Source organism: Streptomyces sp. NPDC060232 (genome assembly GCF_042726555.1).
Taxonomy (GTDB): domain Bacteria; phylum Actinomycetota; class Actinomycetes; order Streptomycetales; family Streptomycetaceae; genus Streptomyces.
Window position 1 is genome coordinate 20,114 of record NZ_JBHXAG010000020.1, and the last position, 26,238, is coordinate 46,351.

The window sequence follows — 26,238 nt, forward strand, 5'->3', positions numbered from 1 at the left end:
GTCGGAGCCTCCTGCCGTGCCGGTTCAGGCATAGCACTCGAACAGGGCCTCGATGTACGCCTCCAGCCTGCGGGCCAGAACGTCGGCTGTCAGGTCGACGCGGCCCAGTTCCCGCCAGGGGACGGCGACCTTCTCCGCGTCCGGGGCGAAGCCCAGCGCGTCCAGCAGCCGCCAGTAGAGATGGGCGGTTCCCTCGGCCAGGGTGCCCCCGGCGGCAACGTAGCGATCGGCGAAGCGCACGCCGGCGGGGACCCCGTACAGGAGGGCGAGAGCCGTCGAGCAGTGAGCCACGTCCAGGTCGGCCGGCCCCCACGAGGTCTCCACCCAGTCGACGACGCCGCTGATGCGGAGGTCACCGTGGGCGCCCGCGAAGAGGACGTTGCCGGGGTGGAAGTCCCGGTGCAGGAAGCAGCCCTGATGGGCCGGCGGCTCCCGGCGGATGAGGTCGACCGCCCGCAGCCAGAGTTCAGGCCGTTCGGTGGCTGCGGGCAGGGTCACCCGCTCGGGCGAGGTCCACGCCTGATAGGGCCGAGGACGTTGAGACGCGGTCACCGGCAGCCGATGGACGGCCACGAGTTGGCGGGCCAGCAGTGCGGCGCGGTCGTCGGCATCCTCATCGCCCAGGCGTACGCTCCCGGGCAGCAGGGACATCAGCAGGGACGGGTGATCGCAGTACTGCGCGGTGGCGTCCACGGCCGCGAGCGTGGCCGCGGGCACGTCCGTGCCGCGGAGTCGGCGCAGGACGGCCGCCTCCCGGGTCAACAGACCTTCCGCGTGCCGGACATAGAAGGGCTTGACGAAGGAGCGAAGGACGAGCGAGCGCCGACCGCCCGGCCCGGCGAGGTCCAGTCGGCGCATCTGCGAGGTCCAGCCGCCGCGCAGTCGCACAACCTGCTCGATGCGCTCCCCGTCGGCCAGCCCCCTCTCCACCCAGGCGCGCGTGGCCGCCCAGCCCTGGCCGCCAATCCCCGTACGTATGACCTCAGTTCGTCCGCTCACAGGGGCAGGCTATCCGTCCGCCCGCCAAGGCTGCCGCACGGTCGCGGAAGGGGGCGGAGGCGGGGCAGGCGGGGCGGGGAGGCAGGCATGAACCTTTCGGATGACCGTGAAGTGATCACGGCGGGCCGGCTGTCTTCACCTTGCGGCGGGACGGCGGGATCCGACCGTGGACGGCGCCGCCGGGACCTTGTCAGCCCTGCGTACCGTGTGACAACCGGCCGTGCAGTACGGGACCGCCGGCGGCCACCAGGACGAACAGGAACCCGGCGGTGATCAGTGCCGGGTCGGCGAACCACAGGCCGGCCAGCCAGTCGACGAGCAGCGCCACGCCGACCAGGAGAACCTTCGCCGCCACCAGGCCGAAGAACAGCTTCCGGTCGAGCGGAGTCCTCCCGGCGCGGGCCAGACGGCGCCCGGCCATGCGCCCGGCCACGCTGACACAGAGCACCACGACGAGGACGCGCAGCGCGTGCTCCCACGCGGGCATGTCCCCGCCGAGCACCCACACCGCCCCCACGGCCGCACCCGCGGCGGCGTAGGCCGCCGACGTGCGCGCGGAGCCACTGCTTCCCGTGCGCCCGTCGCGTACAGGGGCCTGCCCGGCACACGCTCGGGCGCTGTAGCTGGACATGTCTCGCCTTTCGTGACGCAAAGTGAACAGTCGGAATGAATTACACAAAACAACTTGCACTACGAGTGTCATATCTTCGATGCGGCCCGTCAAGCCCCCACCTGCTCAGCCGAGCGCGTCCCCCCACCGCGAGCTCCCTCCGCAGCGGAAAGTCCGGGTCACGGCGGCCTGCGGGGCGGCGCGGCCCTCGACACGGCCCGGATGCCGATGGTGAGCGTGACGCCACGCACCGTACGTGCGGCCTCATGGTGACGTGGGGCGCCTGCTGGGCGACGTCCGCGAGTGCGGTGAACCGCTGCCGGCACTGGGGGACTCCGAGCCGGGTATCTACGACCGGTTCGGCTGCGGCATGCCCCACACCCCTGACGCGAGGGCCGCATGGTCGGCGGAAAGTGTAAGAGCATGTACATCATGACAGGTCAGAGGCCGTTTTCGTAGGACGGAAAGCACAGTTCGCGAGCCTTGTCCGGTCCGCTCCCCAACTCCCAGAATCTCCTTCGTGCATCACCCGGAGACTGGGGGAACATGGGGAAGATCAATCACGACGCCGTACTGCGGGCCCGCGTGCTGCTGCTGGGGTCCGGTCAGCCGAGCCTGCGTGAAGAGGTCGACGCGTACCGGGTTCTGGCGGAGGTGAGCCCGAAGGCGTATCTGCCGAAGCTGGTCGACGCGCTCCTCCTGACGAGCTACCGCTGCCGGCACCCGAAGGTGGAACTGGCGCTGACCACCGAGGCGGTCGGGGCCGCCCGGAGCATCGAGGCCGATGTACCGACCCGGGCAGAGCGCCTGTGCAGGGCCCTGGACGCTTACCAGAGGGTCCTGCTCGCCCTCGGGCGCCGAGCGGAAGGACGCGCGGTGTGCGAGGAGTTGGCCGCGGCCGGAAGAAGCGGGCGGCTGGCGTGCGTCCTGGCGGAGGAGGGACGCTTCCAGGAGGCCGCCGAGCTCAACGAGAAGGCAGCCCGGAACGGCACGTCGGAGCCGTCCTTCTGGGCCATGGTCGAGTGGGCGGCGAACCTGGAGGGCGCCGGCCGGCACGACGCGGCATCGGCCGTCTTCCGCGAGCTTCTCGACCGAACCCGGCGCGAGGCTGCCGAGCAGGGCACGGCGCTGGCCATTCTCACCTGGGAGTTGGTACACCACTCCCGGATGCGTGAGGCCGCCGGGCACGGGGCTGACGCCGCGGCCATCCGGCACGAAGCCCTGGCCGTCCTGGAGGAGTTGGCGACGAAGGGCGAGCCGAAGAACTGGAGCTGCATCCTCGGGTGGTGGGTCACCCTGTTCACGCTTTCGGGACGGGGCGACGAACCGGCTGCGAGCGCCGACTCCCCGATGCTGCCCTTCGGCACCGATCTCGACCGGTGGAGCGCCACGCGGGATGCCTTCCTCGACACTCTGCCGGCGCTGGAAGCGGAGGCGGAGGGACTGCGGGAGGCGGGCCGACTGCCCGAACTGGTCGACGTCCAGCGCAGGATCAGCATCCGTGCAGCCGTATCCGAGGGCACTCGTCCCTACCGGTTCGAGGAACGCTTCAAGCCGTGCTTCGACGAAGGCGTGGCGCTCGCCCGCCGCCTGTCCGACGATCCCGCACGCCTTGCCCGGGCCTTGACGGACCGGTCGATGTACCTCGTCGCCGCGCGGACCTTCGAGCCCGCGTACGCCGACTTCGCCGAGGCGGTCACCCTCCTCGACGCCCGCTGACCCCGACCCGGGCCTGTTGCTCCCTGGCGGCGCTGGGAGCCGGGGCGTGTCCAGGACTCCGGTCCTGGACACGCCCCGGCCCCGGCCCGCCCCCGGGTCGGGTGGAACCGTCGTCTCCGGCCGGGCGAGTCCGGCGAGCCGCCAGGGTCCCGCCGCAGCGGTGGTCGGAAGCTGTGGCCCGTCGCGCCGTGGCCCTGTCCTTGCCGGGTACCGGGTCGGTCGCCGCCGCGTCCCCCGTGGCAGTGTCGGAAAGGGCGCCGCTGCTCGCGCCGCCTCGGCCACCGCTCGTGGAACACCACCGTCCACACCGCCCGCGGCTGCACGATCATCGGCACCGGCGGCGCCGACGCCCTGACCGGCGGCTTCTTTCACCGACGTGATCTGCGGTCTCAGCGGCAACGACACCGTGCACGGCGGCCTCGGCAGCGACACCTGCACGAGCGACCCGGGTGACGCCCGGCACCGCGCCCCGCCGCGTCGTCCCCAGTCGCCCTGCCCGGGCCGGGCTCGCGAGAGACTGGCAATGACGCCCGACGCGGTACCGGACGGCGCAACGCCTCTGGCTCCCGCCCGGGACATCGACCAGCATGGGGACAGCGGGACCGGCGGACGAAATGGGCACGCATGCGCGCCAGCGAGAGCAACCAGGACTATCCCTTCGCCGTCACGAACACGGCCGCGGCCCTGCTGGACGATGCCGGGACGGTCCTCGCCTGGACACCGGCGGCCGAAGCCCTCCTGGAGCGCCGGTCCGCGGACGTGTGCGGCCGGCCGGCACGGGACCTCCTCGCGGACGCGGGCAGCTGGGAGGCGGTACTGGCCCAAGGCGGGCGGGGGCAGGGCGGGCAGACCGGGTGCGCGGGCCGGGGAGGCCAAGAAGGCCGGCAAGGCCGGGAGAGCCGCGAGGGCTGGGACGGCCGGGCCACACTGCGGCACGGCTCGGGCGGCGAGTTGGAGATCGGCTTCCGCGTCATCCCGCTGCACCACGGCGCGCCGGGCAGGGGGGCCGCCCGGTGCCTCGTACTCGGCGCACCCCTGGAGCTGGTCACCCGATGGCGGCAGGACCACGCCCTCACGCGCGAACTGTTCCTCCAGGGCCGGGTCGGCCTGGCCGTCTTCGACGGGGACCTGCGCATGCTGCGGACGAACACGCACCTGCTGCCGTACACCGGGGTGCCCGTCGAGCTCTACGGCCGGCGGCTGGGCGACTTCCTGTGGGCCGAGGACGCGCGCACCATCGAAGCCCGGCTGCGGGAGGTCCTGGACAGCGGGACGCCCCTGATCGGCTTCAACACGACCGTGCGCACCCTTGAAGATCCGAAGGGCGGCCGGATCGTGACCATCCAGGCGTTCCGGCTCCAGGAGCCCGACGACCAGCCGATGGGGGTGGCGGCGGTGTTCACCGACGTCACCGACCACGAACGCTCGCGCGGGCGCCTGGACCTCCTCTACCGCGCGACGGGAGCGCTGGGCGGTTCACTGTCCGTCCTGCGCACCGTCGAGGACCTGGTGCAGGTCCTGGTGCCCACGCTCGGCGACTGCGCCGCGGTGGACCTCGCGGAGACCGTGCTCACCGGCGGGGAACCGACCGCGGACGAGCGGCTCCGGCTGCACCTGATCCGGATGGCCGTCGCCGGGACGCGGCCGGAGGCGCTGCGGACGGGGACGACGACCCGGTTCGCGGCGCCGCCCTCCGCGTCTGCGGAGCGGGTGCGCCGGGGAGAGCTGGTCACCGGCCTCGGCGACCGGCCCTCGGAGCCCGGGAACGACACGGTCCCGGCGTGGGTCTCGACCGTCCCGGGTGCGCATTCGGCGATGACGGCCCCGCTGTGCGCACGGGGCGTCACCTTCGGACGGCTCATGCTCTGGCGCACCGGGGACAGCGCTCCGCTGGAGGAGGACGACCTGGCCCTGCTGGAGGAGATCGCAGCCCGGGCGGCGGTCGCCGTCGACAACGCCCGGTGCTACACCAAGGAACGCCGCACCGCCGTGGGCCTGCAGCGCAGCCTCCTGCCTCCGGCCACCTCGGAGAAGCCCGCGGTGGAAGCCGCCGGTCTGTACCTGCCCGCCGACGCGGACAGCGGAGTGGGCGGCGACTGGTTCGACGTCATCCCCCTGTCGTCGGCCCGGGTCGCCCTGGTGGTCGGGGACGTCGCCGGCCACGGACTGCACGCCACGGCCATGATGGGGCGCCTGCGCAGCGCCGTACGAGCGATGGCGGACCTGGAACTGGAACCTGAGGAACTGCTGGCGCACGTGGACGACATGGTCGTACAGGTCGCGGCCGAGGCCGAGCGCGAGGACCCGGACGACGGCGGCGCGGGCATTCCGCTGCCCGGCGGGCCGGCGGGGGCCACCTGCCTGTACGCCGTGTACGACCCGGTCGCCCGCACCTGCGTCATGGCGAGCGCCGGACACCCGCCGCCGGCGGTCGTCGGCCCGGACGGCACCGTGGAGTACGTCGAGCTGAGCCCCGGCCCGCCCCTGGGGGTGGGCGGCTGGCCCTTCGAGCCGGTCGAACTCGATCTGCCGCCGGGGAGCGTCCTCGCCCTGTACACCGACGGCCTGATCGAGCGCGGGGAGGGGGATGTCGACGAGGGCATGCGCGATCTGGCGGACCGGCTGCTGCGCTCGGACGTGCTCGGCAGACCGCTGCGCCAGGCCCGGCACGACATCGTGGAGGGGTTGCCGCCGGGCAGGCTGAGGGACGACGTCACCTTGCTGCTGGCCCGTACCCGGGTGGTGGACACCGGGGCCATCGCGACGTGGATGCTGGACGCCGACCCCGCGGTCGTCGCCGACGCGCGCCATCTCGTACTGGCCCAGCTGACCTCCTGGGACCTCGACGAGCTGGCGTTCAGCACGGAGCTCATCGTCAGCGAGCTGGTCACCAACGCCATCCGCCACGCCGGCGGCCCCGTCCGGCTGCGCCTGATCCGGGCGGACACCCTGACGTGCGAGGTCTCGGACTCCAGCAACACCCAGCCGAGGATGCGGCGCGCGAGGAGCTCCGAGGAAGGCGGTCGCGGCCTGTACATCGTCGCCCAGCTCTCGCACCGCTGGGGCAGCCGCTACACCATGGGAGGCAAGACCGTCTGGTCCGAGCAGAACCTGCCCCTCGTCTGACGGAATCCGCGTCGGCCGGCGGTGCGGATACGGAACCACAGGAGGTGGTGACCGTGAGCAGCACTGATCGGGTCGATCCCGCGAACGCCGAGCAGGCACGTGCCTGGGACGGGCGGGAGGGCGCTTACTGGGCGGAGCACGCCGACCGGTTCGACCGTGCGATCAGCGCCTACCGGACGCACTTCCTCGCCGCGGCCGACGTGTCCCCCGCCGACCGGGTGCTGGACATCGGCTGCGGCACCGGTGAGACCACCCGCGCCGCCGCGCGGCGGGCGAGCGGTGGCCGTGCGCTGGGCGTGGACCTGTCGGCGGCGATGCTGAGCGTGGCACGGCGGCGGGCGGTCGCCGAGGGCGTGCACAACGCCGAGTTCGTGCAGGCGGACGCCCAGGTCCATGCCTTCCCCGCGGCCTCGTTCGACGTGGCCGTCAGCCGCACCGGGTCGATGTTCTTCGCCGATCCGGTCGCGGCGTTCCGCAACATCGGCGGTGCGCTGCGCCCCGGCGGACGCCTCGTACAGCTGGTCTGGCAGGAGGCGGCGGGCAACGAGTGGTTCCTCGCCTTCACGCAGGCCCTGGCCGCGGGGCGTCCGATGGCCGGGCCGCCGCCCGGTGCTCCCGGGCCGTTCTCGCTGGCCGATCCCGCGCGCGTACGGGCTGTTCTCGGCGCCGCCGGCTTCACGGACGTCCGGCTGGAGCCGCACAGTGAGGCGATGTGGTTCGGTGCGGACGCGGCCGACGCGGAGCGGTTCACGCTGGGCCTGCACGGCTGGATGCTCGACGGTCTCGACGAGGAGGACCGGCGTCGTGCGATCGACGATCTGAGGGCCACCCTCACCGCCCACGAGACCGACGAAGGGGTGTGTTACGCCTCCTCGGTCTGGATCGTCCAGGCGGCCCGCGCCTGACGCCCCGAGGGTTAACGCGGGATCAAGGCAGCCTTAAGGATCCCGGCGGCCGCTGCGTCCGCTGCGAGCGGTCCGTCCGGGTCGCCGCGAGCGCCGTGCACGTCGACGGGCCTCAGTGGCGGGGCCGCCACCTGCGCCTTCGCCCGCGGTGCGGGTGTCGCGGGTTCGCCGCGGTGTACCGCGCGCAGCACCCGCGGGCCCCGTCACCGCCGGATTTGTAAGACGGCGACAAGAACCGAACTCGCTGGTGACGGCGGGCGTATGCAGGACGCAGGGGAGGCAGTGCCCATCGGATCGAGGAGTGTCAATGTCCCGGAAACGGACGATGAGTCTTACGAAGAAGCTCGTGCTCTCTGTCACCACAGGAGCCCTGGTCACCGGAGGGGTCATCGTCACGGTGGCGACCGGCAATGCCGCCGCCCCCGACGTCGTGTGCCCCGGCTCGACGGTGACGCTCTCCGGCGAAGCCGGCCCGCCGGCCGCCACCAGCGGGACGTTCCCCGTCGGAACCAAGCTCAAGGTCACCAACCTCGACAACAACCAGGCCACCACCGTCACCGTCAACGGCCCCTCCGGCAGCTGCGTCCTCCTCAACAACTCCGCCTTCGACCAGGTACGCGAACCCGGCAAGAACCTGATCCGACGAGCCCGCATCGAACGCGTGAACTGATCCCACGAGCGGGCCCGTTCGTGGGCCACAGGTGCCGTGGCGGGGTGCGGCGAGCCGTCTCCCGCCACGGCACCGGCCCTTGCGAACGGCCCCGGTCGGCGGCACCCTGACGCCCTGGTCCCGACGCCTCCGGCGGCCACCGGGTTCCGGTGGACGGACCCGGCGTGTCGGCGGGTGCCGTTAGGCTTCTCGGATGGCCCTTCCGGACACTTCCCCCGATACCTCCGACGCTCTGCAGGTACTGCACCGCGTGTTCGGATACGACTCCTTCCGCGGTGAGCAGCAGGAGATCATCGAGCAGGTGGTCAGCGGCGGCGACGCGCTCGTGCTGATGCCGACCGGCGGCGGCAAGTCGCTCTGCTACCAGATCCCGGCGCTGGTCAGGGAGGGTACGGGCGTTGTGATCTCGCCGCTCATCGCGCTCATGCAGGACCAGGTGAACGCGCTGAACGCGCTCGGGGTGCGGGCCGGGTTCCTCAATTCCACGCAGGACCCGTACGAGCGGCAGGCCGTCGAGCAGGCCTTCCTCGCCGACGAGCTGGACCTGCTCTACCTGGCCCCCGAGCGGCTGCGCACCGAGAGCGCCCAGCGGCTCCTCGACCGGGGCAGGGTGTCGGTCTTCGCGATCGACGAGGCGCACTGTGTCGCCCAGTGGGGTCACGACTTCCGGCCCGACTACCTCGCGCTGTCCATGCTGCACGAGCGCTGGCCGAAGGTGCCGCGGATCGCGCTGACCGCGACGGCCACGGAGGCCACCCACGCGGAGATCGTGGCGCGGCTCGGCCTGGAGGACGCCCGGCACTTCGTCGCCAGCTTCGACCGGCCGAACATCCAGTACCGCATCGTCGCGAAGAACAACCCGCTCAAGCAGCTGCTGGACCTGATCCGGACCGAGCACGCCGGGGACGCCGGTGTCGTGTACTGCCTGTCCCGGGCGTCGGTGGAGAAGACCGCGGCCTCACTGGTCGAGCAGGGCATCGACGCCGTGGCCTACCACGCGGGCATGGACGCCCGGGCGCGCGCGGCGAACCAGGCGCGCTTCCTGCGGGAGGACGGGGTCGTGGTGGTCGCCACGATCGCCTTCGGCATGGGCATCGACAAGCCGGACGTGCGCTTCGTGGCGCACCTGGACCTCCCGAAGTCGGTCGAGGGCTACTACCAGGAGACCGGCCGCGCCGGCCGTGACGGCGAGCCCGCCACGGCATGGCTGGCGTACGGCCTGCAGGACGTGGTCCAGCAGCGCAAGCTCATCGACGGTTCCGAAGGGGACGAGGCGCACCGGCGCTCGCTGGGCATGCACCTGGACGCCATGCTGGCGCTGTGCGAGACGGTCGAGTGCCGCCGGGTGCGGCTGCTGGCGTACTTCGGGCAGACGGGCACGGCCTGCGGCAACTGCGACTCGTGTCTGACGCCGGCCGAGTCCTGGGACGGGACGGTCGCCGCGCAGAAGCTGCTGTCGACGGTGTGGCGGCTGGCGAAGGAGCGGCGGCAGAAGTTCGGTGCCGGCCAGATCATCGACATCCTCCAGGGGAAGAAGACGGCCAAGGTCATCCAGTTCGACCACGACGCGCTGTCGGTGTTCGGCGTCGGGGCGGACCTGGGCACCGCGGAGTGGCGGGGCGTCGTACGCCAGCTGCTGGCGCAGCGGCTGCTGGCGGTGGAGGGCGACTACGGGACGCTCGTGCTGACGGAGGACAGCGGCGAGGTGCTGGGCGGACGCCGCAGCGTTCCGATGCGGAAGGAGAAGGCGCCCGCCGCCCCCTCCCGCAAGGAGTCCGGGTCGCGCTCGGGGAAGGGCAGCCGCGTACCGGTCGACCTGCCGGCCGCGGCCGAGCCGGTCTTCCTGGCCCTGCGCGCCTGGCGGGCCGAGACGGCGAAGGAGCAGGGCGTCCCGGCGTATGTCGTCTTCCACGACGCGACGCTGCGGGAGATCGCTACGCGGCTGCCGGCCACAGTGGAGGAGCTGGGCACCATCGGGGGCGTCGGCGAGGCCAAGCTCGCCAAGTACGCCGAGGGCGTTCTCGACACGCTGGCGGAGTGCGGCGCCGTCGCGGCAGCCGTTCCGGGCACGGCCGGCGTTCAGAGCGCGGCAGCCGTTCCGGGCACGGCCCCCTCCGGTGCGGACCCCGAGGAGCCTCCCTTCGACCCGGAGGGGATGGAGCCGCCGCCCTGGGACGAGGACTGGCAGTAGTACGCCAGGTCCGACCGCAGCCGGCCGCTGGGCCGGGTCGTCGATCCCGACGACCCGGCCCTTCGCCGTACTATTTTCGGTACGTACGAACGGGTGATGATCATCGTGATATCGCCCGCGTGCCGGCAGGGGGCGTCTTGAAGTACGACTTGTCCGACCGCCTGGTGATCGGGATCGCCTCCAGCGCCCTGTTCGACCTGGCCGACTGCGACGCGGTGTTCCGGGAACAGGGCGAGGACGCGTACCGGGCCCACCAGGAGGCCCATGCGGACGACGTCCTGGCCAAAGGCGTGGCCTTCCCGTTCGTCCGGCGCCTGCTGTCGCTGAACGACCTCGCCTCGGACCCGTCCGATCCGCTGGTCGAGGTCATCATCCTCTCCCGCAACGACCCGGACAGCGGTCTGCGTGTCATGCGCTCGATCGCCGCGCACGGTCTGCCCATCAGCCGGGCCGTCTTCCGGCAGGGCCGGTCGGCACACCGGTTCATGCGCGCCCTGAACATGTCCTTGTTCCTGTCGGCGGACGGGACCGACGTGCGTCAGGCGGTGGCGGACGGGTTGCCCGCGGGGCATGTGCTGCAGACGGCCCGGGTCGACGACGAGGGCGACCAGGAACTCCGTATCGCCTTCGACTTCGACGGCGTGCTGGCGAGCGACTCCTCCGAGCGGATCTTCCAGGACGCCGGCATCGACGGCTTCCGCGCGCACGAGGTCCTCAACGCGACCACCCCGCACGACCCGGGCCCCTTGAGCGAGTTCCTCGCCGGCATCAACCGCATCCAGCGCCGCGAGGAGGACAAACGCCGCGAGGACCCCGGGTACCCACTGCGGCTGAGGGTGTCCCTGGTCACCGCCCGGGACGCGCCCGCGCACGAACGCGCCGTCAGGAGCCTCAAGCGGTGGGGGCTGCGGGTCAACGACGCGTTCTTCCTCGGCGGCATCGACAAGGCGGCTGTGATGAGCGTCCTCGATCCGCACATCTTCTTCGACGACCAGGTCTCCCACCTGAACGGCACCGCCCCCGCCACCCCGAGCGTCCACGTGCCGTTCGGAGTCGTCAACACCCCTCCGGGGCCCGGATGACGTCGGCCGTCAGGAGATGAGCGAGCGGCCCGTGGGCGTCAGACGCAGCATGCTGGGGGCCGCCGTCTGCACTCGCTCGATGCCCGGCAGTACCTCGTCCCGTGCGGCGGGATGTGCGTGCAGGGCGGTGAGGTGCCGGCGGTGGGCGCTTTCGTCGGGGTGGGAGGTGAGGACCACGGCCACGTTCTCCCCCGTGCGGACCGGCAGCCGGGGGAAGGTGTTGGCGGCCGGCTCGGTGGCGAACGCGGCGAGCGCCGCGGCTCCCGTCGCGCGGAGCAGCGGGAGCAGACCGTCCCTGACCAGCGCGGTCCCGTCGGTGCGGCCCGGGGGGAAGGACCACACCGTGGCGGACACGAACCGCTCGGGGGCCGGCGTACCGGGTCGGGGCCTGGTGGACGGGGCGGCGCGCAAGCCGCTGTCGTCCGTCAGGGGACGCAGGAGCAGGACGTCGTCGGAGTCGGCCATGGCGGCGTTCGCCCGGGGCCCGTGGCGTGCCCAGACGGGGCCGCCGTAGAAGGCCGTCAGGGCGTCGTGTCGTACCGCCATGTCCGGGAAGCCGCGCAGCCAGACGAAGCGGTCCGGGTCGTCGAGGTCGCGGAACTGGCCGAGGACGGCCATGCCGGTCTCCTCCTGAGGTTCGATCAGCTCCCGGTCGAAGAGTTCGACGAGCTCGTCACGCCGACCGGGGCGCAGCGTGTACTGGCGGAGCTCGATCACGGCGAGGTGGCGGGCCGGGTCGGTGGGTGGCACGACGGGCTCCTGTTCCGTTCGGTGTGTCCTGCGGGTACGGAGGCCGACGCTAAGGCCTGTATCGAGTTGCCCCGCGGCGTCGCGACGCCCGGCACGCACCCAACGCCGCTCCTTGCTCCACGGGGCAACTCGATACAGACCCTAGGCCGCGGGCGTGCCAGGGGCTGTCAGGGTTTACGGGGAGAATGGGCGCATGTCTGCCGGTCGTCTGCTGTCGGTCCTGCTGTTGCTGCAATCCCGTGGCCGCATGTCCGCGCGGGCGATCGCCGCGGAGCTGGGGGTCTCCGTGCGGACGGCCTACCGCGACGTGGAGCGGCTGCAGGGCGCCGGCGTACCGGTCTGTGCGGAGCCGGGCCGTGGCGGCGGCTACCGGTTGCTCGACGGCTATAGCACCCGTCTGACGGGGATGAGCGAGGGCGAGGCGCGGGCGCTGCTGTTCGCCGGGCTGCCGGGCGCGGCCGCCGACCTGGGGCTGGCGGCGGAGGTGACGGCGGCGCGGCTGAAGCTGCTGGCAGCCCTGCCGGCAGGGCTGCGGGAGGAGGCGGTGCGGACCGCGGCGGTGGTCCACGTGGACGCCCCTGGCTGGTACCGGGAGCCCGAACAGGTGCCCTACCTGCCGGTGTTCGTCGACGCGACGCTCACGCAGCGGGTCGTGGAGGCGCGCTACCGCCGCTGGCGGGCGCCGCAGGAGGTGTCGCGCCGTCTGCGCCCCTACGGACTGGTCCTCAAGTCCGGTGTCTGGTACATCGTGGCCGCCACGGAGAGCGGGGCGGCGGCGACCTACCGGGTCGCCCAGGTTCTCGACGCGGTGCCGGCCGAGGAACGCTTCGAGCGGCCGCGGGACTTCGACCTGGGCGCGTACTGGGCCTCGTACCTGGCGGAGTTCCAGGCACGCCGCTACACGGGCACGGCCACCATCCGCCTGTCCCCGCGCGGGCGCCGGCGCCTGCCCGACAACGTGGCGCCGGAGGTGGTGCGGGCGGTCGATGCCACGGCGACCGCCGTCGGCGGGGACGGGTGGGTGGAGGCCGTCGTACCGACCGAGAGCACCGCGCACGCGTGCGGTGAACTGCTCCGGCTCGGTACGGACGTGGAAGTCTTGGCGCCGGCCGAGCTGCGCCGGGCGATGGCCGACACGGTGGGTGCGCTGGCCCGGGCCTACGGGCTCACCGGCCCCGCCTGACCCTCGCGGCCAGTTCGCGGCCAGTTCGCGGCCAGGAGGCATCGGCCCCGAGGACCGGGGTCCAGGGCAGAAGTCAGGGGCAGAAGTCAAGGGCAGAGGCACCTTCATCCGGAAGGGGAATCGGCGACGATCCGGCCGTGGGCATGCCTACGGTGAAACCGGGCAGGGGGTCGTACCGGTCGGAGACCCCCTGCCGCTCGGCGGGGAACGGCCCCGAACCGTCCCCCGCGCTCGCGGCCCCGGCAGTCGGCCGGGGCCGCCCAACCGCGGCCGTGCTACCGCTGCGACGTCTCCTGCGGCGCGGCGGCTCTGGCCTCGGCCTGTCCTCGGGCGAGCCCGCGCCCCCTCGGCCGTCACGAAACGGTCATCGTCCGGTCCCATTCCGACATTAATGGTCGGGAAGCATTCCGCTGGAGAACGTCAGTCCAGCAAGGGGACCCTCCGATGCTCCGTTCCCGACGAGCCGCAGCCAGGGCGCCGCTCGCGTGACCCACCGCAAACCGAAGCCCCGGCCCCTGTCCCGCCGCACCGCGATGGTCTGCATCAGCAGCGGGCTCGTCGCCACCGCCTTCGGCGTCGTCGACCGCGGCGAGGCCCCCGGGCCCGTCCGGACCGAACCGCAGGGCGAGGGCAGGGCGGAGCCACCCGCCGCAGCGGCTCCCGAGCCCGGCAGACAGGCGTGGATGCCGGAAGCCACCCGCAAGCCCCTGTCCGTGAACTTCACTCCCGGGGGGCTCAGGGAGATGCGAGGTCTGATCCTGCACGTGCAGGAGGGCGAGAACTCGCTCCACACCCACTTCAGCGACCCCGCGGTGCAGTCCTCCGCGCACTTCTGGGTCTCGCAGTCCGGCGAGATCGAGCAGTACGTCTCCGCGCACGACCGGGCCTGGGCACAGGGCACCGGCAACCCGTCGTGGCTCTCGGTGGAGACCTCCGGTTTCGCGAGCCGGCCGCTCACCGCACAGCAGGTCGACTCCGTCGCCCGGATCTACGCATGGGGCATGGCCCAGTACGGCTGGCTCCTGGAGGCCGCCACCACACCACTGGGCCGGGGGTTGGGCGTCCACCGCATGGGCGGCCGCGACTGGGGCGGCCACTCCTGCCCGGGCCCCCTCCGCTCCGCCCAGGCGGGCGAGATACTCGGCACGGTCCGCACCAGGTACCCCAGGTAGGCCGCCTCACGGTCTGCCTGCATGTCGGCGATGCAGACGTCAGGCGAAACAGGCCCTTGAGCCGGGTGCGGCCGTGTCAGTCGGCGGCTCGGCGTCTGCCGCGGGGGCGGCGGGGGTACGGGAAGAGGCGCGGCGGGCGTTTGGCGGCCACGTCCTCGACCCAGCCGAAGGCCAGTACCAGCAGCCCGAGCAGCGGAATCGCGACCGACAGCGTGAACCACTGGCTGGCCAGCAGCCACCGGAGGTTGTCGTAGAAGAAGGGGACGCTCCAGAGGGGGTCGATCAGCGGGACGGCGGCCACCAGCGCGACCTGGTGCCAGAGGTAGACACTGACGGCTCGTGCGTTGAGGAGGCCGACCAGGCCGTTCCAGCGTTCCAGCGGCCTGGGCCACCGCTCCCACGAGGGGCTGACGTGGAGCAGGATGGCGACGAAGCCGAAGGACCACAGGGCCTGGGCGATCGGCCAGGCCTCGATGTCGGTCGCCACGGTCGGATCGACCGGACGGGTCTGCAGGTACCAGAAGCCGGCCACCATGATCAGCGGTGCGACGGACGGCAGCACGTACTGCGGGATCTTCTTGAGCAGCCCCTCCTGGTGGGCCATGCCGAGGATCCAGCAGGCCCCGAAGGTGGCGAAGTCGTTGGCGTTCTCCCAGACCCGGCCGTAGACGAACTCCTGGTCGGCGAAGAACGTGTTCATGGCGATCACCATCGCCAGCGGAGCGGAGAGCGTCACCACCGGAGAGCGTCGCAGTGCCCGGAGCAGCAGCGGCGAGAGCAGGACGTACCAGAGGTAGGCCCGGAGGTACCAGAGCGGGACGGTGATCTGCATGGCCCAGATGGGTTCCACGTGCTGGAAGCCGGTCAGCTCCTGCGCGTACGGCGGGGTGCTCAGCGGCAGGATCCAGAAGGCCAGCTTGGACCACCACCAGGTGGGATGGCCGTCGGACTGCGGGCTCCAGCCGTCGAGGATCTGGAGGGCGACCAGGATGGCGCCGAACACCCACATGGGCGGCAGCAGTCGGCGCAGTCGGCCGCGGATCACGCCGAGGGCGGGACGGCTGAGCGAGCGGGCCATCAGAGAGCCGGCCAGGGCGAACATCACGCCCATCGACGGGAAGACGAGCGGCAGCCAGAACCAGCCGAAGTTGTGGTAAAGCACCACGCGGCCCAGCGCCAGCGCGCGCAGCAGGTCGAGATAGCGGTCCCGGCCGCCCTTGCGCTCGGCCGGCGCCTGGGCCTGTGGCGCAGGCCCAGGCGCAGGCGTCTGCAGGTCCGGCCCCCGCGACGGCTCGGCTCGCAGTGCGGCCGGAACGCGCAACTGCACGGTGTCCCGGGTGCGCCCCAGGTCGAAGGATGCGGTCACCGTCCGGCCTCCACCGGCACGGCGACCTCGCCGGTGCGCCGGAGTTTCTGCCAGCGCAGTCGGCCACCGGTCATCGCCGTGATCGCGGACTGCAGCAGGACGATGTACATCAGCTGCCGGTAGACCAGCTGCTGGATCGGCAGGCTGATCAGATGCCATGGCTTCTCCCGGTCGAGCCGGAAGGCGTACCAGGACAGCGCGGCCTGGAGCAGGATGAAGCCGCCCCAGCTGGCGAGGGTGATCGGGGCGTCCCCGAACAGCACGCCGTACAGCAGGAACAGGTCGACCAGCGGCGCCAGCAGCGGGGCGACCACGCCGAACATCACGACGAGCGGCAGCCCCAGCCGGCCGAAGCGCCCGGCCGGGCCGCGGGAGGTCACGGCGCCGCGGTGCTTCCACATCGCCTGCATGCTGCCGTAGCTCCAGCGGTACCGCTGGGACCAGAGCTGCTGGAGGCTGGCTGGTGCCTCGGTCCAGGCGCGGGCGTACTCGGCGTAGACGACCCGCCAGCCGTCGCAGAGCACCGCGATGGTGATGTCGGTGTCCTCAGCGAGGGTGTCGTCGCTCATCCCGCCGACCCGCCGCAGGGCTTCCTTGCGGAACGCGCCGACGGCGCCGGGGATGGTCGGGATGACGCCCAGCATGTCGTACATCCGGCGGTCCAGGTTGTGGCCGAGGACGTACTCGATGTGCTGCCAGGCACCGATCAGGCTCTCGCGGTTGCCGACCTTGGCGTTGCCCGCGACCGCGCCGATCGCCGGATCGCCGAAGGGCTGGACCAGCTCGCGCACGGTGGACGGCTCGAAGACGGTGTCCCCGTCCATCATCACGACGATGTCGTACGAGGCGGCCGCGATGCCGGTGTTGAGCGCGCTGGACTTGCCGCCGTTGACCTGGCGGATCAGCCGGACGTACGGCAGGGCCGTCTCCTCCACGATGTCCGCGGTGCCGTCCGTGGAGCCGTCGTCGATGACGATGACCTCGATGGGATGGTCGCTGGCGGCGAGTGAGTGGAGGGTGTTGGCTATGCACTCGCGTTCGTTGTAGGCCGGGACGAGTACGGTGACCGGCTCGGTGACGGGCGCTCCCCAGGCGTCCCGCCGTCTGGAGCGGCGGGCGTGGATCGGCGCGAGGACGAGCATGAGCGCGAACCGTCCGAAGTTGAGGAAGCCGACGAGCGCCAGCAGCCCCACCAGCACCGGCAGGGTGAGCACGGCGGCCTGGGTGGCCCAGACGAACCCCTTGCCCGCCCACAGCTGGAACCCGTGTACCGGCACGGTCGCGCTGGACGCGCCGAGCGCCTCGGAGATGGTGGTGAAGCGGTAGCCCTGGGCCTGCAGCTTGTCGATGATCTGAACGAGCGCGGCGACGGTCTGGCTACGGTCGCCGCCCGCGTCGTGCAGCAGGATCAGCGCGCCCGCACCGGGCTTGGCCGGCATCGCCGCCTTGACGATCTCGTCCACGCCGGGGCGCTTCCAGTCCTCGGTGTCGCGGTCGATGAACGCGGTGAGGTAGCCGCGTGCGCCCACGTACTTGATCACCGGGTAGTTCCAGTCGTCCATCGCGGTGGCGTCGGAGGAGTACGGCGGGCGGAACAGCCCACTGTGGACGCCGGCCACGCCGGCCAGCGCCAGCTGCGTCTGCGCCAGCTCCCAGCTGGTGCGGGCGTGGGACTGGTACACCAGGTCGGGGTGGGTGAAGGTGTGCGCGCCGAGTTCGTGGCCGCCCGCGACGATCTGCCGGATCAGCTCCGGATGGCGCGTGGTCATCGCACCGGTCACGAAGAAGTCCGCCCGGACGTTGCGGGCCGCGAGCACCTGGAGGATCTTCGGAGTCCACTCCGGCGAGGGGCCGTCGTCGAAGCTCAGAACCGCTGTGCGGTCGGGGACGCGGTAGCTCACGGGGTGCTCGTTCCTGGCGCCCCGCGCGTCGATGATCGGACCGCCCTTGAGCAGGTTGGCCGGCACGGTCGTCTTGTCGACCGAGATGGCGATCCGGGAGTCGTGGAACGCCTCGTTGGTGGCGAGGCCGCGCAGGACGAGCAGGGCCAGGAGGCAGGCCAGCAGGGAGAGCGGCATGAAGAAGCGCAGTGGCGGCGCGGCCAGTCGGCGCGGCCTCAGCGGGGACTGCCGGCGGCGCTGGTGGCGGGACAATGACGCTCCTGGAGAGGTGGTGCGGGTGATCAGGGTTGCTTGGCCGGTCGGTCCGAAGGCTTCGCCCCGCGCTGCGCGGTGCTCGCGGGCTTCGGCGCGGTGACGGCCGCCTTCGACGGGGCGGCCGCGGTCTTCGGCGGGGTGGCCGAGGTCTTGGCGGCCGGGGTCGTCCTCGTCCCGGGAGGAGCGGACCGGGCGACCGCCCGAGGTGAGGACGGCGAGGACGACAGGGACGACGGGGGCGACTGGGCGGGCTCCGGCGACGGCGCGGGCGGGCGCGAGGGCTGAGCGGGGATCCGCATCGCCGGAGCGTCCGCCTGCACACCGATCAGGCTGCTGCACATGGCGACCGCGAGAATCGCGCCGATCACGGAGACCGGCCAGCCGACACCCCGCAGCAGACGGCCGCGCAGACCCGACTGGTCGACGAACACCGGTGCGGGGGCGGGTTCCTCGAAGCTCGACTCGGACATTGCGGGCTCTGCCGGGGGTACCGATCCGCGCTGGACGGGGGTCATGGCTGGGCGCACCTTGCGAGGCCTTTCATTGCAGGGTACGGAGACCGCGGGATCGCAGGCCGAACGCTAGTGCACCAGCCGGGGGCAACTTGGGCCTGATGTCGGCATATAGCCTGATCCGCCCAGAGGCCGTGACCAGATCGAAACGGAATTGATGATACCGGTTAGCAGGTGCGCCCGCCCGCCGCCGGGTACCGGTCGGCGCGCGTACGGACCGCCCCAGGCGGCCACCCGGCGGTCATCCGGGCCGCCGATGCGCGCCTTAGGATGACGCCCTCGTCGGTTCGACCGACGACGATCCCCCCTGCAGAGGACGTGTCCAGGTACCGCCTCTACGCCCCAAGGAGCCCGTGTGAGCCAGCCCCGCCGCACCCCTCGTCGCCGCGTGTGGACCGCGTTCACGCTACCCGCCCTCTTGTGCGTACTCGCCGCGTGTTCCGGCGGCCCCGGCGACGACGCCGCCGCACCCGCCCCCAGCGTCTCGCCGGCCCCGTCCGGTCCGCCGGGAACCCTGTTCGACGACTTCCACTACAGCGGCCCGGACGACCCGGCGCTCGCCGCCCACGGCTGGGAGGTGCGTACCGGCGGGGGCGGCCCGGGGATCAAGGACAGCTGGTCCACCGCCGGCGCCGGCTTCCCCTCCGACACGACCGCACAGGGCGGCAGGGTCCTGCGGCTGCAGTCCTCCACCGACGGCACCCAGCAGGGCACGAAGCAGGTCGAGCTGCAGGGCACCGGCAAGAACCTCTTCACGGGGACCTACGCCGCTCGGGTCTACTTCAGCGACAAGCCCACGAGCGGGCGCAACGGCGACCACGTCGTCCAGACCTTCTTCCCGATCTCCCCCTCGGACGACTCGGCGAACTACAGCGAACTCGACTTCGAGTACCTGCCCAACGGCGGCTGGGGTACGGCGGGGCCGCGACTCGACAACGTCAGCTGGTACCGGGCCGATCCGCCGGACCGGGTCAACCACACGCTCAAGCAGCGTCTTGAGGGGTGGCACACCCTGATGATCACCGCCATGGACGGCAAGGTCAGCTACTCCCTGGACGGCAAGGAGGTGTTCACCAGCTCCGGCAAGTACGTCCCGCGCGAGAAGATGGACGTCCACTTCAGCAACTGGTTCATCGACACCCCCGCCACCGGCGGTCCGCGCACCTGGGACATGAAGGTCAACTGGGTCTACTACAAGGCCGACGAGGCCGTCTCCCCGGCGGACGTCCAGAAGACGGTGGACGGCTTCTACAGCGAGGGCACCCACTACGTCAACACCGTGCCGAAGGCCTGAGCAGGGGACCAGGAGCTCGCACCGGGCCGGACGGGTCGCCTGGTTCCCGACCGGAAAAACTGCTCCTCCCCTGACAGTTGGGGATCATGGTGAGCGGGGTCGGGCGATGATGAGCCGGACATGAACGACGCCCGTGCGGGGATGCGCTCGTGTCCGCAGCCCGAGCGGGCGAGCGGACGGTGGCTGCGGGCTGCCGCGTTCACCTCGCTCAGCATGGTGTCGGCGGCCGCAGCCCACCCCCTGGCCTCGGGTGACCCGGTGCCCTGGCAGCGGTTGGCGGCCGGCGCGGTATGCGTTCCCTCGTCGTCGTGGCTCGCGGCGGCGAAGTCCCGACCGCGGTGGCAGGTGGCCACGGCCACTGGCATCGCCCAACTCGTGCTGCACCGGGCACTGTCCGTCCAGCAGCCGCGTGACCACGGTCACGCCGAGGCGCACGGCAGCGTGTCGCACATCGTGCGCACGGCGCACTCCGGCACATGGGTGATGGCGACGGCCCACTGCGCGGCCGCCTGTGTCATGGCTCTGCTCATGTGCCGCGCGGACCAGGTGCTCAGCCGCCTGCCGGAGACGGTGGGCCGCTGGGCCCAGAGGGCCGTCGCGACGGCCGCCGCGGCCTTCGGTGCCCTCCGCCGACCGCATCCGTGGTCGTACGCACGGACCGGACCCGTACCACTCGACGGCCCTGACGTGCGGTCGGCGGCGGCGAGGATGCTCTGCGACGCGGTGGTACGCCGGGGACCTCCCGTCCGGTGTGCGCAAGACGTTCCCCTGATCCCGGCGGGTTGAACGGTCCCACCATGAGGCCCGCTCCACGTCCAGAGAGGGTTCCTTCGCCATGCACGCCTCGCGCCATCACCTCCCGCACCGCCGCATCCCGCTCAGCCGCATCCCGCTTCGCCGCCTCGGCCTCGCCGCCGTCGGCTCGGTGCTGCTCCTGGGCATCGCGGCCGGACCGGCAGCCGCCCACGCCGAGGTCTCCGCCTCCGACCCGCGCGCCCTGGCCGAGAACGTCACCCTGTCCTTCACCTCCGAGGCGGAGTCGGACACCGCGGGCATCGCCGAGCTGCGCGTCGTCCTCCCCCAGGGCATCGTCCCGGACGCCGTGACCCTCGCGGAGGCGCCCAAGGACTGGAAGCTGACCGCCACCCCCGACGGATACAGCGTCGGCGGTGCTGCGCTGGCGACCGGTACCGACGCCGAGTACAGCATCACGGTGCGCCAACTGCCCGACGCGGAATCCCTGGCGTTCAAGACGCTGGAGACGTACGGCGACGGCAAGGTCTCCCGGTGGATCGAAGTACCGACGGACGGCCGGAAGGTCGACAACCCGGCCCCGCTCCTCAAGCTGCAACCCGCTGCGCCCGGCGCGAAGCCGATCGCCGCAAGCCCGTCTGCCTCACCGGTTCCGAGCGCTCCGACCGCTGCGAGCGCTCCGACCGCCCAACCGTCGTCCCCGGCTCCGTCAGCGCCGCCCGCGTCCCCGGACGTGCCGACGGCGAATGCGGCGGACTCGGGGAGCGGCGCCGGCGTCATCGTGGCCGTGGTCGCAGCCGTCGTCGTGCTCGGCGGTGCGGTCGCCTTCTGGTGGGCGCGCCGCGGCCGGCTGTCCTGAACCGAGCGGCCGGGGGCGGGTGTACGGGACGCAGGCCCCGCACACCCGCCCCGGTCCTTCTCGCATCGGCGGCACCGGCCGTCCGGTGGGTTACGCCGCCGGTCGCCTCGGCAGCGGTGCGATGTCGACGCTCCCGCGGACCGTCACCTGGTCGATCTCGGTCGTACGCACCGTGATGTTCAGGGTCCACTCGCCGGGCATGGGCAGTTGCAGGTCGTAGACGGCCCAGAACCCCTTCTGGTTCTTGAGTCCGGCGTCGATCGGGCCGATTCCCAGAGCTTCCTGGGTGAGCGTCAGGCGGAGTTCGGGAACGGTGGCGATGCCACCGTCCGCGGTGTACACCACAGCCTCGACGGTGTTCTCCCCGACGCGTCCCGGTGCCAGGGTGATCTGCACGGTGCCCCGGTGGCCGGCCGTTCCCATGTCGAAGGGCACTGTCGCCACCTTGGCCTGCGGTTCCTGCGCCGCCGCTGCCGCAGCCGCCGCGCTCTCGCCCGCGGCACGGCTGGGCTGGGTGCCGGTGAGCACGGTGGACATCGCCAGGACCACCACGCCGAGCGCCGCCTCGACGGCGACCGCCCGGCGCAGTCTGCGCTGCCCGACGCGCTGATCGACGCGCTGATGCACGCGTTGTGGTCCGTCGGCCTCGGGCGTCGGCGCTCCGGCCGCGCCGCGTACCTCTCCCCCGCCGGGCACATCGGTCGCGCCGCCCACGTGCGCGGCTGCGGGGACGGCCGGTGCACCGACCGCCGCCGTCACCCGCTGGGGCTCTCGCACCGTCCGCGTCCCGGCGGCCGGAGCGGCCTCGTGCATGAGGCGGGCGGTCCAGCGGCGCGAGAACGACGCCACCCACAGCACGACGATCACGACGGCGACCTTCACGAGCAGGGTCTTTCCGTACGACGTGGCGGTGAGCGCTTCCCAGGAGCCGACCTGCCGCCAGGACTGGTACACCCCGGTGCCGACCAGTACGGCAACGGCGGCGAAGGCCATCGTGGAGAAGCGGCTGACCGCGCGCGCCGGGACCGTGCCTCCTTCGGACCCGTGGCTTCGCAGGACGACCACCAGGGTGATCAGGCCACCCAGCCAGACCCCCATGGCCAGCAGGTGCAGTACCGCGACGGGAACGGCGAGCGGCACCTGGATGCCGGCGGAGGCGTGCTCGGCGGCGGCCCAGGTGAACGCCAGCCCCAGGGCGAGCGCCACCCCGGCCCAGCGGACACGCCTGGCGAGGTCCTGCGGCTCGGCGGCGCCGTCGTGGCCGTCGTGTCCGCGAGGCCGCACGGCACACCACCGCGGCAGGACCGCGGCCGCGGCGAGCAGCACGAGCCGGACGACCAGCGCCGCCCCGGGCCGTCCGACGGCGGTTCGGCCGAGCTGGGACAGGTCGAAGACCGAGGTCAGGCGGCCGGCCGTCTCGTAGGGGCCGCGCAGCAACAGGAGCGCCGCGGTGGACACCAGCAGCACCGCCCATCCTGCCGCCAGCAGCCTGCGTACCGGACGAACCGCACCGGCGCCGGGCAGGCACACGGCGACGAACGCGGCAGCGCCGACGAGGAGCGCGAGCCCGCCGTAGGCGAGGTAGCGGAAGAACGCGTACAGACGGCCGACCGCCGAGTCGTCCAGGGAACCGTCCGGCACCACGGCGGCGGTCTCGGACGGCTTGCCGACGGAGAAGACGAACGCGCCGGAGATGGGGTGGCCATCGGCGGAGACCACCCGCCATGCCACCGTGTACGTGCCCTGGGACAGCTGGTCCGACAACTGCACCCGTGCGGTGTTGCCCTTGCCGTCCACGTGCTGCGCCGGGGCGGGATTGACCCGCTGGTTCTCCGGCGACAGCACCCTCACCGAGTCCTCGGAGAACGTCACCGACTCCGTGAAGGTGAGCGTGACGTGCCGCGGCGCCTCCTTCAGGATGCTGCTGTCGGCGGGGTCCGAGCCGCTGAAGCTCGCGTGCGCGAAGGCCGAGCCCGCCCCTCCGACGAGCAGGGCGCATACGGCGGCGAGCAGCGCCAGTACGGTCAGCGAAGTCCGGGCGGGACGCGGTACTGGGCGCATGAGCAGGCAGCCTCCGGGTTGCTTCAGCGGCACCGCCGGCCGGCGCTCGGCCGCCGCGGGGCAGCGGCGGCGTCCGCGTCCGGGAGGTGCGCGCACGGAGATGTGGACGATAGCGGCGCCGACTCGCCCCGGGCGTTTGTTGAGCACTTTCCGCTAAAGAGCGCCGGAACCGGGAACGGCGCAAACGCTTCCTCGCACACAAAACGGGTAAAGGGATTCAAAAGGGAGATTTTTGCGCGCTGCCGCATTCGCCGGGAGGGCTAAGAGATGGATCCGTGGCTGATCTGGTTGATCACCGCTCTGGCCCTGGGGGCGGCGGAGATCGCCACCCTCACCGCGGCGCTCGGGCTGCTGGGCGGCGCGGCGCTGGTCACCGCCGTGTTCGCCGCCGCCGGTCTGCCCCTGCCGCTGCAGTTCCTGGTGTTCGCGGTCGCGGCCACGGTGGGCCTGGTCTTCGTACGCCCTGTCGCCCTGCGCCGTCTGTCCCCGCGGGCCGAGGAGCGGTTCGGCGTCGACGCGCTGGTCGGCGCGGCCGCCTACGTGACGTCGGAGGTGTCGAAGCTGGGGGGCAGGGTCCGCATCGGCGGTGAGGAGTGGACGGCTCGCGCCTATGACGAGACGCAGGTGATCCCTCCCGGCGCGACCGTCGATGTCATCGAGATCAAGGGCACCACAGCGCTGGTCTATCCCCGGGAGTGATCCATGGAAGTGTCCGCGTTCCTCATCCTCGGCCTGCTCGTCGCGGCGCTGGCGGTGTTCACGGTCGTTCGGGCGGTACGCATCGTTCCGCAGGCCCGCGCGCGCAATGTCGAACGGCTGGGCCGCTACCACCGCACCCTCAAGCCGGGTCTCAACGTCGTCATCCCGTACATCGACCGCGTCTATCCGGTGATCGACCTGCGCGAGCAGGTCGTCTCCTTCAAACCGCAGCCGGTCATCACGGAGGACAACCTGGTCGTCGAGATCGACACCGTCCTGTACTTCCAGGTCACCGACCCGCGCGCGGCGGCCTACGAGATCGCCAACTTCCTTCAGGCGGTGGAACAGCTGACCGTCACCACCCTGCGCAACGTCGTCGGATCCATGGATCTGGAGAAGACCCTGACCTCGCGCGACACCATCAACAACCAGCTCCGCGGTGTGCTCGACGAGGCCACCGGCAAGTGGGGGCTCAGGGTCAACCGGGTGGAGATCAAAGCGATCGACCCGCCGCAGTCCATCAAGGACGCGATGGAGAAGCAGATGCGGGCAGAGCGCGACAAGCGGGCCGCGATCCTCGGGGCCGAGGGACAGCGCCAGTCCCAGATCCTCACCGCGGAGGGGGACAAGCAGTCCGCCGTCCTGCGCGCCGAAGGCAACCGGACCGCGGAGATCCTCCGGGCCGAGGGCCAGTCACGGGCCATCGACGAGGTCTTCCAGGCCGTCCACCGCAACGACCCCGATCCCAAGCTGCTCGCCTACCAGTACCTCCAGATGCTGCCCCAGCTGGCGCAGGGACCGGGCAACACGTTCTGGGTGATACCCGGCGAGGTCACCTCCGCCCTCCAGAACGTCACGCGCGCCTTCAGCGAGGCCCTCCCCCAGTCCGCGGCCACGCGCGAGGCGTCCTCCGACGACCTGGCCGTGCAAGCCGCGAACGACGCGGCGAAAGCGGCGGAAGCCGCCGCCGAGGCCCTCGCCGACGCGGCGGAAGCCGACAGCGAGGCCTCCAGCGCTCTCGCGGCGCGACGCGAGTCCGCAGAACGCAGCAGCGAGGCGGCACCGGAGCCCGGATCCTGGGACTCGCCCGGGTCGCGCTGATCACAGCCTGTCCTGGCCGGCCCGCACGCCCGTAACGGCTCTGGGCGAAGTACGTCCAGGCACCCACCAAACCCTGTGGTGCTCCCCGAAGGGTTCCTTGGCGCGGCCCGGGCATTCGGGCATTGCTGGGTGGGGTGCGGTGCGGTGAACAGGGGCGCTGGCGGCCGCCACGGCGCCTCCGCCCCTGCGCGCGAAAGCACGTACCGTGCGGTGTGCCGGCCCCGGGGAAGCGCTGGGATGCGTCCCGCGGGCCGCGACCGCCGACAGGTAAAGGACAGAGGGGGCAGGAACAACCATGACGACGTGGGGACTCATCCTGGAGACCACGGTGGGCTTCGGAGAGCGCAAGCACACCGAGGCCTACGTGGTGGCGCATGTGGAAGGTCCGCGTGAGGCGGCTCTGGCGGAGTTGGAGAGGCGGGCGCGGGCGTACAGTCCGGAACACCCCAGGAGCCCCCAGCGCCGCCGTCTCTTCCGTAGCGGTGACGGGTTCCTGCTGGTGATCGACGGCGCATGGCAGTCCCACGCTACGCGCTTCGCCGTCGCCGAACTCATGGACGACACCGACCGCCCCGCACCGGCGGAAGCGGGCGGCGGGACGGCCCCGGCGCCGCCGCAGCCCGCGACACCGACTCACGCAACCTCGGCCGTGGACAGCGACGAGGACGGCATACCGGTGAAACCCGCGTGGTGGGGACGTACCGACCTGGCGTGACCGACTGCCTTCGCGATGACGATCGTCGACGCTGGGCCGGCGCCGGAGCCGCCGCCCCGCCGCCCGCTACGCCCGCGTCAGGTCGGCACCGGTGAGGTCGGCTCCTCGGAGGTCCCGTCGCATGGTCGCCGCGACGACACCGAGGTGCCGGCGGCGCGCACGCCGTCCGCCGCCTCCGCGCGGCCCTCAGCCAGCTCACTGCGGCGATGCGCGGGACCTACCAGCGCGTTCTCAGAACGCCTGGCGCGCGAAGCCCGCCACGATCGCTCATCGTGGTTGTACGGGGTCCTGCCCCGCCGGGTGCGCCAGATCGCC

20 protein-coding genes and 2 pseudogenes are annotated in these 26,238 nt (G+C 72.1%); 16 read left to right on the top strand and 6 right to left on the bottom strand.

Features of this window, described 5'->3' with window-relative positions; genetic code table 11:
* Positions 1 to 24 precede the first annotated feature (24 nt).
* Both ACFWFZ_RS25780 and ACFWFZ_RS25785 read right to left on the bottom strand, forming a co-directional pair.
* Positions 25 to 999 carry a phosphotransferase family protein gene (locus tag ACFWFZ_RS25780; protein ID WP_387125339.1) on the bottom strand — a complete coding sequence of 325 codons (975 nt, stop codon included), beginning with the start codon at positions 997 to 999 and terminating at the stop codon, positions 25 to 27.
* A 190-nt stretch (positions 1,000 to 1,189) separates the two neighbouring features.
* Entirely contained in the window at positions 1,190 to 1,630 is a 441-nt protein-coding gene (locus ACFWFZ_RS25785; protein WP_387125340.1) for a hypothetical protein, read from the bottom strand.
* Between the two features lie 525 nt (positions 1,631 to 2,155).
* Between ACFWFZ_RS25785 and ACFWFZ_RS25790 the strand changes: the two genes are divergently transcribed.
* The 7 genes and pseudogenes from ACFWFZ_RS25790 (at position 2,156) to ACFWFZ_RS25820 (ending at position 11,302) form a co-directional block, all read left to right on the top strand.
* Positions 2,156 to 3,328: a hypothetical protein gene (locus ACFWFZ_RS25790; RefSeq protein WP_387125341.1), complete on the top strand. Its 1,173-nt coding sequence runs from the start codon at positions 2,156 to 2,158 to the stop codon at positions 3,326 to 3,328.
* A gap of 376 nt (positions 3,329 to 3,704) precedes the next feature.
* Positions 3,705 to 3,770: pseudogene (locus ACFWFZ_RS25795) on the top strand (hypothetical protein); the annotation flags it as partial.
* Between the two features lie 182 nt (positions 3,771 to 3,952).
* Positions 3,953 to 6,454 (top strand): SpoIIE family protein phosphatase, encoded by a 2,502-nt coding sequence (locus tag ACFWFZ_RS25800; RefSeq protein WP_387125343.1) that lies wholly within the window; start codon positions 3,953 to 3,955, stop codon positions 6,452 to 6,454.
* A 53-nt stretch (positions 6,455 to 6,507) separates the two neighbouring features.
* Positions 6,508 to 7,359 carry a class I SAM-dependent methyltransferase gene (locus tag ACFWFZ_RS25805; protein ID WP_387125344.1) on the top strand — a complete coding sequence of 284 codons (852 nt, stop codon included), beginning with the start codon at positions 6,508 to 6,510 and terminating at the stop codon, positions 7,357 to 7,359.
* Between the two features lie 400 nt (positions 7,360 to 7,759).
* A pseudogene (locus tag ACFWFZ_RS25810) lies at positions 7,760 to 8,029 on the top strand (hypothetical protein); the annotation flags it as partial.
* A gap of 193 nt (positions 8,030 to 8,222) precedes the next feature.
* Positions 8,223 to 10,220: a DNA helicase RecQ gene (recQ, locus tag ACFWFZ_RS25815; RefSeq protein ID WP_387125345.1), complete on the top strand. Its 1,998-nt coding sequence runs from the start codon at positions 8,223 to 8,225 to the stop codon at positions 10,218 to 10,220.
* Between the two features lie 137 nt (positions 10,221 to 10,357).
* Positions 10,358 to 11,302 (top strand): 5'-nucleotidase, encoded by a 945-nt coding sequence (locus ACFWFZ_RS25820; RefSeq protein WP_387125346.1) that lies wholly within the window; start codon positions 10,358 to 10,360, stop codon positions 11,300 to 11,302.
* A 9-nt stretch (positions 11,303 to 11,311) separates the two neighbouring features.
* Here the strand turns inward: ACFWFZ_RS25820 and ACFWFZ_RS25825 are convergent, their stop codons facing one another.
* Positions 11,312 to 12,052 (bottom strand): NIPSNAP family protein, encoded by a 741-nt coding sequence (locus ACFWFZ_RS25825; RefSeq protein ID WP_387125347.1) that lies wholly within the window; start codon positions 12,050 to 12,052, stop codon positions 11,312 to 11,314.
* Positions 12,053 to 12,245: 193 nt separating this feature from the next.
* Here ACFWFZ_RS25825 and ACFWFZ_RS25830 point away from each other — a divergent pair, with 193 nt between their 5' ends.
* Both ACFWFZ_RS25830 and ACFWFZ_RS25835 read left to right on the top strand, forming a co-directional pair.
* A complete protein-coding gene (locus tag ACFWFZ_RS25830; RefSeq protein WP_387125348.1) occupies positions 12,246 to 13,235 on the top strand; it encodes a helix-turn-helix transcriptional regulator in 990 nt (329 codons plus the stop codon).
* 485 nt (positions 13,236 to 13,720) lie between these two features.
* Entirely contained in the window at positions 13,721 to 14,407 is a 687-nt protein-coding gene (locus tag ACFWFZ_RS25835) for an N-acetylmuramoyl-L-alanine amidase (RefSeq protein WP_387125349.1), read from the top strand.
* Between the two features lie 76 nt (positions 14,408 to 14,483).
* Here the strand turns inward: ACFWFZ_RS25835 and ACFWFZ_RS25840 are convergent, their stop codons facing one another.
* Together ACFWFZ_RS25840 and ACFWFZ_RS25845 are read right to left on the bottom strand one after the other, a co-directional pair.
* Positions 14,484 to 15,773 carry an acyltransferase gene (locus ACFWFZ_RS25840; RefSeq protein ID WP_387125350.1) on the bottom strand — a complete coding sequence of 430 codons (1,290 nt, stop codon included), beginning with the start codon at positions 15,771 to 15,773 and terminating at the stop codon, positions 14,484 to 14,486.
* Positions 15,770 to 17,926, bottom strand: coding sequence for a bifunctional polysaccharide deacetylase/glycosyltransferase family 2 protein (locus tag ACFWFZ_RS25845; protein ID WP_387125351.1), 2,157 nt, complete (start codon positions 17,924 to 17,926; stop codon positions 15,770 to 15,772). Before ACFWFZ_RS25845 ends, ACFWFZ_RS25840 begins: the two co-directional genes overlap by 4 nt.
* Positions 17,927 to 17,965: 39 nt before the next feature.
* Here ACFWFZ_RS25845 and ACFWFZ_RS25850 point away from each other — a divergent pair, with 39 nt between their 5' ends.
* From ACFWFZ_RS25850 to ACFWFZ_RS25865, 4 genes are all read left to right on the top strand, one after another.
* Entirely contained in the window at positions 17,966 to 18,214 is a 249-nt protein-coding gene (locus ACFWFZ_RS25850; RefSeq protein WP_387125352.1) for a hypothetical protein, read from the top strand.
* Positions 18,215 to 18,796: 582 nt separating this feature from the next.
* Positions 18,797 to 19,735, top strand: a complete 939-nt coding sequence (locus tag ACFWFZ_RS25855; RefSeq protein ID WP_387125353.1) for a glycoside hydrolase family 16 protein — start codon at positions 18,797 to 18,799, stop codon at positions 19,733 to 19,735.
* Positions 19,736 to 19,855: 120 nt separating this feature from the next.
* Positions 19,856 to 20,521 (top strand): hypothetical protein, encoded by a 666-nt coding sequence (locus tag ACFWFZ_RS25860; protein ID WP_387125354.1) that lies wholly within the window; start codon positions 19,856 to 19,858, stop codon positions 20,519 to 20,521.
* Positions 20,522 to 20,570: 49 nt separating this feature from the next.
* A complete protein-coding gene (locus ACFWFZ_RS25865; protein WP_387125355.1) occupies positions 20,571 to 21,347 on the top strand; it encodes a DUF1775 domain-containing protein in 777 nt (258 codons plus the stop codon).
* A gap of 90 nt (positions 21,348 to 21,437) precedes the next feature.
* On the opposite strand, the gene ACFWFZ_RS25870 is transcribed toward ACFWFZ_RS25865, so the two are convergent.
* Positions 21,438 to 23,408, bottom strand: coding sequence for a copper resistance CopC/CopD family protein (locus tag ACFWFZ_RS25870; protein ID WP_387125356.1), 1,971 nt, complete (start codon positions 23,406 to 23,408; stop codon positions 21,438 to 21,440).
* A 267-nt stretch (positions 23,409 to 23,675) separates the two neighbouring features.
* On the opposite strand from ACFWFZ_RS25870, the gene ACFWFZ_RS25875 reads away from it, so the two are divergent.
* The 3 genes from ACFWFZ_RS25875 (at position 23,676) to ACFWFZ_RS25885 (ending at position 25,923) form a co-directional block, all read left to right on the top strand.
* Positions 23,676 to 24,107, top strand: a complete 432-nt coding sequence (locus tag ACFWFZ_RS25875) for an NfeD family protein (protein WP_387125357.1) — start codon at positions 23,676 to 23,678, stop codon at positions 24,105 to 24,107.
* A gap of 3 nt (positions 24,108 to 24,110) precedes the next feature.
* A complete protein-coding gene (locus ACFWFZ_RS25880; RefSeq protein WP_387125358.1) occupies positions 24,111 to 25,208 on the top strand; it encodes an SPFH domain-containing protein in 1,098 nt (365 codons plus the stop codon).
* A gap of 295 nt (positions 25,209 to 25,503) precedes the next feature.
* Complete coding sequence (locus ACFWFZ_RS25885) at positions 25,504 to 25,923, top strand: hypothetical protein (RefSeq protein WP_387125359.1); 420 nt, start codon at positions 25,504 to 25,506, stop codon at positions 25,921 to 25,923.
* The last annotated feature ends 315 nt before the right edge of the window (positions 25,924 to 26,238 follow it).

Coding starts and splice junctions, on each gene's coding strand:
- ACFWFZ_RS25865 (WP_387125355.1), top strand. CDS start 20,571: ATGCACGCCTCGCGCCATCACCTCCCGCACCGCCGCATCCCGCTCAGC.
- ACFWFZ_RS25785 (WP_387125340.1), bottom strand. CDS start 1,630: ATGTCCAGCTACAGCGCCCGAGCGTGTGCCGGGCAGGCCCCTGTACGC.
- ACFWFZ_RS25875 (WP_387125357.1), top strand. CDS start 23,676: ATGGATCCGTGGCTGATCTGGTTGATCACCGCTCTGGCCCTGGGGGCG.
- recQ (WP_387125345.1), top strand. CDS start 8,223: ATGGCCCTTCCGGACACTTCCCCCGATACCTCCGACGCTCTGCAGGTA.
- ACFWFZ_RS25860 (WP_387125354.1), top strand. CDS start 19,856: ATGAACGACGCCCGTGCGGGGATGCGCTCGTGTCCGCAGCCCGAGCGG.
- ACFWFZ_RS25880 (WP_387125358.1), top strand. CDS start 24,111: ATGGAAGTGTCCGCGTTCCTCATCCTCGGCCTGCTCGTCGCGGCGCTG.
- ACFWFZ_RS25800 (WP_387125343.1), top strand. CDS start 3,953: ATGCGCGCCAGCGAGAGCAACCAGGACTATCCCTTCGCCGTCACGAAC.
- ACFWFZ_RS25790 (WP_387125341.1), top strand. CDS start 2,156: ATGGGGAAGATCAATCACGACGCCGTACTGCGGGCCCGCGTGCTGCTG.
- ACFWFZ_RS25830 (WP_387125348.1), top strand. CDS start 12,246: ATGTCTGCCGGTCGTCTGCTGTCGGTCCTGCTGTTGCTGCAATCCCGT.
- ACFWFZ_RS25870 (WP_387125356.1), bottom strand. CDS start 23,408: ATGCGCCCAGTACCGCGTCCCGCCCGGACTTCGCTGACCGTACTGGCG.
- ACFWFZ_RS25885 (WP_387125359.1), top strand. CDS start 25,504: ATGACGACGTGGGGACTCATCCTGGAGACCACGGTGGGCTTCGGAGAG.